This window comes from Mesorhizobium sp. (assembly GCF_005063415.1).
Taxonomy (GTDB): Bacteria; Pseudomonadota; Alphaproteobacteria; order Rhizobiales; family Rhizobiaceae; genus Mesorhizobium.
This window is the reverse complement of record NZ_SUEG01000018.1, coordinates 1-6,365: the sequence shown is the minus strand read 5'-3', so window position 1 is coordinate 6,365 and position 6,365 is coordinate 1. Positions and strand designations below refer to the sequence as shown.

Sequence of the window (6,365 nt, the reverse complement as noted above, 5' to 3'; positions counted from 1 at the left end):
GGCGAAGCCTGGCGGCGCGGCCCGCGTGGCCTTGCCGCCTTTCTCGGCAGCGCGTTGGTGCCGGCGCGCGGTTGGCTGGAAAGCACCTACCAGTCGGAAATCATGCGCGCGCTCTGGGCCCCCTGGGTGCTGCATGCCGGCCTCGGGCCCGAAGATGCGTTCTCCGGCCAGATCGCCAAGGTCATCGCCTTCGCGCTTGAAGCGGCCGGCGCGCCGATCGTCAAGGGCGGTGCCAGAAATCTGCTGTCCGCGTTCGAAGCGCTGATCAAGGAGCGCGGCGGTGTGATCCGCACTGAAGGGGACGTTGCCTCCATCGTCCAAAGCGGAGGCCGCGCCACCGGTGTGCGGCTGGCTTCGGGCGAGACGGTCACGGCGAACAAGAGCGTCATCTGCTCGGTCACGCCGACCCAGCTTTACGGGCGGCTGCTCGGCGGCGCGGTTTCGAAAGCCGACGTCGAGGCAGCGCAAAAATACCGCTACGGCAAGGGCAATTTCCAGATCCACTATGCCTTGGACAAGCCGCCGGCATGGCGCGGCGAGGGCCTGGACAAGGTCGCGCTGCTGCATCTGACGCCAGGGCTCGACGGCGTGTCGAAGGCCTGCAACGAGGCCGTGCGCGGCATGCTGCCGGAGGTGCCGACCATCTGCGTCGGCCAGCCGCACGCGCTCGACCAGTCGCGCTGTCCAGACGGCAAGTCGATCCTGTGGCTGCAACTGCCCGAGGCGCCACGGCATATCAAGGGCGATGCCGCCGGCAAACTGCAAACACCTGCGGACGGCCGCTGGACCGAGGCGCTGCGCGAAGCCTATGCCGACCGTGCCGAAGCCATCCTTGCCAGTCATATCGAAGGATTCAAGGACAGCGTCATCGCACGTCGCGCCTATTCGCCGGCCGACCTGGAAGCGATGAACATCAATCTGGTGGGCGGCGATCCCTATGGCGGCTCCTCGACTATTGACCAGTCGTTCCTGTGGCGGCCGTTCAAGACGAGCCGCAATCACGCCACCGGAGTCAGGGGTCTCTACCATATCGGCGCCTCGACCCATCCCGGCGCCGGGCTGGGCGGCGGCTCCGGCTTTCTCCTGGCGGGGAGGCTGTGATGGAACAGAAGGTTGAAAAGCGCCAGCGCATCTCGACTTTGGGCCAGATCGGCCTGCAGCAATTCGCGCCCTATCTGATGAACCGCATCATGGGCCGCTACAATGCCACCTTGCGCGACAATTTCCGCAAGCAGGGCCTGACCATTCCGCAGGTGAGGACGCTGGCCGTCCTGTCGGTCACCGATGGCGTCACCGTCAACGATCTCTCGGTCTATACTGTCATCGAGCAGTCGACCTTGAGCCGGACGCTCGACACGCTGGAGGGACAAGGGTTTGTGCGGCGCGAGCAGGGGGTCACCGACAGCCGCATCCGCCATGTGTTCCTGACCGACGATGGCCGCGCTGAATTCGCGCGCGCCTGGCCAGCCATGCACGACGCTTTCGAGACGATGTTCGACGATGTCGATGACGCCGAGTACGCGGCGCTGATCGCGACATTGCAGAAGATGCTGAAGAACATTCGCAAGCACGACATCTGATCTTACGCGCCGCCAGATCCCGGCGGCAACGGAAGGAGCCCAAAATGGCCGAACGGTCTTTTGCCAAGGAAGTCGAGAAGCTCAGGCTCGGCGCCGGCGAGGAGTTTTCCGGCGAAGGCATTCTCGCCATCACCAAGGCGCTGCTGCAATGCGGCGTCGGCTATGTCGGCGGCTATCAGGGCGCGCCGATCAGCCATTTGATGGACGTGCTGGCCGACGCGCAGGACATCCTGGGCGAGCTCGGCGTGCATTTCGAGGCGAGCGCCTCGGAAGCGACCGCCACCGCCATGCTGGCCGCGTCGGTGCATTATCCGATCCGCGGTGCGGCGACCTTCAAGTCGACAGTCGGCACCAATGTCGCCTCCGACGCGCTCGCCAATCTCGCTTCCGGCGGCGTCACCGGCGGTGCATTGATCATCGTCGGCGAGGATTATGGCGAAGGCTCCTCGATCATGCAGGAGCGCAGCCACGCCTTCGCCATGAAAAGCCAGGTCTGGCTGCTCGACCCGCGACCGAACCTGCCGTCGATCGTCAAGGCGGTGGAGGACGGCTTCGAGCTGTCCGAGGTTTCCAACACGCCGGTCATGCTGCAGGTCCGCATCCGCTGCTGCCATGTCCATGGCCATTTCATCGCCAAGGACAACAAGCGCCCGGCGATGACGGTGGCCGACGCACTCGATGCGCCGCGCCGCGACACCGGCCGCATCGTGCTGCCGCCCGCGTCCTTCCTGCACGAGAAGGAGAAGGTGCAGAAACGCTGGCCGGCGGCGGTGGATTTCATCCGCACCAATAGGATCAACGAATTCTTCGGCCCGGAGCACGGCTCGGTCGGCATCGTCATGCAGGGCGGCATGTACAATTCGGTCATCCGGGCGCTGCAGCGGCTCGGCCTCGCCGACACCTATGGCGACACTGACGTGCCGCTCTATGTGCTGAACGCCGTATACCCGCTGGTCGATGACGAGTTCCTGTCTTTCTGCGAAGGCAAGGACGCCGTTCTCGTCGTCGAGGAAGGCCAGCCAAACTACATCGAGCAGGCCTTTGCCGCGATGCTGCACAAGGCCGGGCGCGGCACCAAGCTCGTTGGCAAGGAGCATCTGCCGATGGCCGGCGAATACACCGGCCAGGTGATGCTCGACGGCATCGGATCGTTCCTGCGCGCCACCATCCCACATCTGCTGCCAAGCGAAGTCCGCGCCCCGAACAAGATCGGCGACGGGCTCGACACCGCCGACCTGATCAATGTCGTCCCGGGCCGTCCGCCCGGCTTCTGCGTCGGCTGCCCGGAGCGGCCGATCTTCGCCGCCACCAAGCTGGTCGAGCAGGAGTTGGGCAAGCACCACATCGCCTCCGACATAGGCTGCCACCTGTTCTCGATCATGCCGCCTTTCGAGCTCGGCGCCACCACCATGGGCTACGGGCTGGGGCCGGCTTCCGCCTCGGCGTTCAATTCGCCCGATGCCAAGCGCCGCTCGATTTCCTTCGTCGGCGACGGCGGCTTCTGGCACAACGGCCTGACCTCCTCTGTCGGCAATGCCGTGTTCAACAAGAACGACGGCGTCATCGTCATCGTCGACAATTTCTATTCGGCCGCGACCGGAGGGCAGGACATCCTGTCATCCCGCGCCGGCAACAAGACCAAGTCGACCAAGCACCCGATCACCGAGGCGGTGAAGGGCATGGGCGTCAAATGGCTGCGCCACATCGACCGCACCTACGACGTAACCAAGATGCAAGACACGCTGCGTGAAGCGCTGACGACGGACGAGAAGGGCCCGAAGGTCATCGTCGCCTCGTCCGAATGCATGCTCAACCGGCAGCGCCGCGAAAAGCCCTTGGTCGACAAGGCGATCAAGGGGGGGACAAGGATGGTCAAGCCGAAATTCGGCGTCGACGAGGATATCTGCACCGGCGATCACGCCTGCATGCGGCTGTCCGGCTGCCCGTCGCTATCGGTGAAGTCGCTGGACGATCCGTTGCGCGACGATCCGGTGGCGCATATCGACCAGAGCTGCGTCGGTTGCGGCAATTGCGGCGAGGTCGCCGACGCGGCGGTGCTGTGCCCGTCCTTCTACCGCGCCGATGTGGTGCATAATCCGAGCCGCTGGGATCGTTTCCTTGAAGCCGCTCGGCGCGCCACGATCGGCCTTTTGCAGCGACGCCGTGAAAGCCGGCGCCTGATATTCGCCGATGCTTGACGCTGTTCCATCAGCCCGTTCCAAGGCCGGCGCGCCGGACGACGAGCGCGTCATCAAGCTTGCCGTGCTGGCAGTCGGCGGCCAGGGCGGCGGCGTGCTGGCCGACTGGATCACCGACGTCGCCGAGCGCAACGGCTATGTCGCGCAATCGACCTCGGTCGCCGGCGTTGCCCAGCGCACCGGCGCCACCATCTATTACGTCGAGATGTGCCGCGACACCGGCCGCCTGCCGGTCTTTGCGCTGTCGCCGTCGCAAGGCGACGTCGACATCCTGATTGCCGCCGAACTGATGGAGGCCGGCCGCGCCATCATCCGCGGCTTCGTCACTCCGGAGCGCACCACGCTGATCGCCTCGTCGCACCGCATCGCCGCGGTCTCGGAGAAGATCGAGCCCGGCGACGGCCGCGCCTCGTCCTCGAAGGTGCATGCCACGGCGGAAGCCGCGGCCAAGCGCTTCATCGCCTTCGACATGGAGAAGATCGCGGCCGACAACGGCTCGATGATCTCGGCCAGCCTGCTCGGCGCGCTGGCCGGCTCCGATGCCTTGCCATTCACACACGAGAGCTACGAGCAGGCGGTCAGTGCCGGCGGCCGCGGCGTCAAAGCAAGCCTCGCCGCCTTCGGCGCCGCCTATGATCGGGCGCGCGGCATCGCGAGTGCGCCTTCGGGCGACAAGACTGAACAGCCGGCGGCCGCTGAAACCAGCTCGGGCGCGGCGACAGAAGTCAGCGGCCCGGAAAGCCTGTTGAAGGGCTGGCAACAATTGGCAGCACGCGTCGCCACGCTGCCTGTACCCGCGCGCGACATGGCGCTTCGCGGCCTGAAAAAAGTCGTCGACTATCAGGACATTGCTTATGGCGGCGAGTATCTCGACAGGTTCGACCGGGCCGTCGCTCTGGACGATGCCGAACACGCCTACGCGCTGTCGATCGCCGCCGCCAAGCATCTGGCCAACGCCATGTGCTACGACGACATGATCCGCGTCGCCGACCTGAAGACGCGCTCTAGCCGCGACCGACGCGTACGCCGCGAGGTCGGCGTCAAGGACGGCTCGGTCCTGCAGGTGACTGAATATTTCCATCCGCGCATCGAGGAATTCTGCGGCACGCTGCCGGCCGGGCTCGGCAGCTACATCGAAAGCCGGCCGAAGCTCGCCGCCTTCCTCGACCGCCGCATCAACCGCGGCCGTCATATCCGCACCGACAGTTTTGCCGGCTTTGCCGCATTGTGGTTCATCGGCGGTCTGCGCCGCTGGCGCCGCCGCCTGCTGCGCCACAAGGTCGAGACCGCGCATCTCGAGCGCTGGTATGCGCTGGCGCTGGGCCAAGTCGGCCAGGACTACGCGCTTGGCACGGAGATTCTCAACTGCCGCCGGCTGATCAAAGGCTACAGCGATACCCACGCCCGCGCGCAGTCGAAATTCGACCGAGTGCTGTCGGCGCTCGACCTGGTCAAGGGCCGCCCGGACGCCGCAGACTGGATCCGGCGCCTGCGCGAAGCCGCGCTGAAGGACGAAAAGGGCGACATGCTAGACGGCGCGCTGAAGACGGTGGCGTCGCTGGGCGACACCTCGCCGAGCTGAGGCGCTCGTTCAACCCCGGCTGCAACTCAGTCTGTCGCCGAGACGGGTTGCGGCTAGCCCTGCGTCGGAGCAGCGCGTCGCGAACAAGCGGCGGTTGTTCGAGACTATCTGAAGTCGGACAGTCCGGGCCAGCGCAGCGTGCCGGGCCCAAACCTGTTTGGCGCTGGATGCGCTGCGGGGAAGCAATTCTAAACACTGGCAAATTGTTGGTGCCGCTTGCGTGACTCGAACACGCGACCCCATCATTACGAATGATGTGCTCTACCAACTGAGCTAAAGCGGCCCGGGAAGCCGAGCTTCCAAGATGGGCTGCGTGATAGACGCAACCGGCCGCGAATTCAAGATGGCAGCCGCGATTTCAGGACGAGGTAATTCGTGCCGCCTCCGTTCGGGCGCAAGGCAGCGGCCGCGCCGATCCGCCATAGGCCGGGTGACGCCGCATCGGCAGGCCGCGCGACCGCCACATTGGCGCGTGACCGGAAAATCAGCGAAAAATGTTGATTCCTTTACCGAAAACCACCGAAATGGGCTTTGTATCCCTCGGCAAGGCAGAATGCGGCCGCTCGCTTGTTGATTGATTGGTCGCCTGCGGCTAACGATCATGACAATGTGAGTGAAATTGCAGAGGGAATTCGCTTGGACGCGATCGAAAAAGCGATCCGCAATGCCTTCGAGAAAGGCAATGCCGACGACCGGGCGTTTCGCGAGCGGGTCTATCGATCGGCTTTCGCGGCACTCGACCGCGCCCTGCAGGCCAATCCAAACGTCACCGTGGAAGTCGCCATCAAGCGCCGCAAGGCGGTCCAGGCGAAGATCACCGAAATCGAATCGGAATTCCTGCCGGCGGTTGCCGACGTCGCCGCGCCGACCGACAGTTTGAAGACAGCACCGGAGGTGGAGCCTCCGGCTGAAGCCGAAGCCGAGCCCGCGCCGTCGACTGACGTGGTGGTTGACGGTCCGGCGCAGCCGCCCGAATCCGATGCGCCCCGGTCGCGCGCCTGGTCC

4 protein-coding genes, 1 tRNA gene and 1 pseudogene are annotated in these 6,365 nt (G+C 65.3%); 5 read left to right on the top strand and 1 reads right to left on the bottom strand.

The window, feature by feature from the left end:
• The 4 genes from E5W70_RS07565 to E5W70_RS07550 all read left to right on the top strand — a co-directional run.
• The coding region (locus E5W70_RS07565) for an NAD(P)/FAD-dependent oxidoreductase (RefSeq protein WP_292655992.1) at nucleotides 1-1,101 on the top strand (1,101 nt) is incomplete at its 5' end.
• Nucleotides 1,101-1,580: a MarR family transcriptional regulator gene (locus E5W70_RS07560; protein WP_292655990.1), complete on the top strand. Its 480-nt coding sequence runs from the start codon at nucleotides 1,101-1,103 to the stop codon at nucleotides 1,578-1,580. The genes E5W70_RS07565 and E5W70_RS07560, both read left to right, overlap by 1 nt.
• 44 nt (nucleotides 1,581-1,624) lie before the next feature.
• Nucleotides 1,625-3,778 (top strand): indolepyruvate ferredoxin oxidoreductase subunit alpha, encoded by a 2,154-nt coding sequence (locus tag E5W70_RS07555; protein ID WP_292655988.1) that lies wholly within the window; start codon nucleotides 1,625-1,627, stop codon nucleotides 3,776-3,778.
• Nucleotides 3,771-5,360, top strand: a complete 1,590-nt coding sequence (locus tag E5W70_RS07550) for an indolepyruvate oxidoreductase subunit beta family protein (RefSeq protein WP_292655985.1) — start codon at nucleotides 3,771-3,773, stop codon at nucleotides 5,358-5,360. The genes E5W70_RS07555 and E5W70_RS07550 overlap by 8 nt, the downstream gene beginning before the upstream one ends.
• 207 nt (nucleotides 5,361-5,567) lie before the next feature.
• Here E5W70_RS07550 and E5W70_RS07545 read toward each other — a convergent pair.
• Nucleotides 5,568-5,643 (bottom strand) — tRNA-Thr (locus E5W70_RS07545).
• Nucleotides 5,644-5,996: 353 nt separating this feature from the next.
• On the opposite strand from E5W70_RS07545, the pseudogene E5W70_RS07540 reads away from it, so the two are divergent.
• Nucleotides 5,997-6,365, top strand: a pseudogene (locus E5W70_RS07540) (hypothetical protein); the annotation flags it as partial.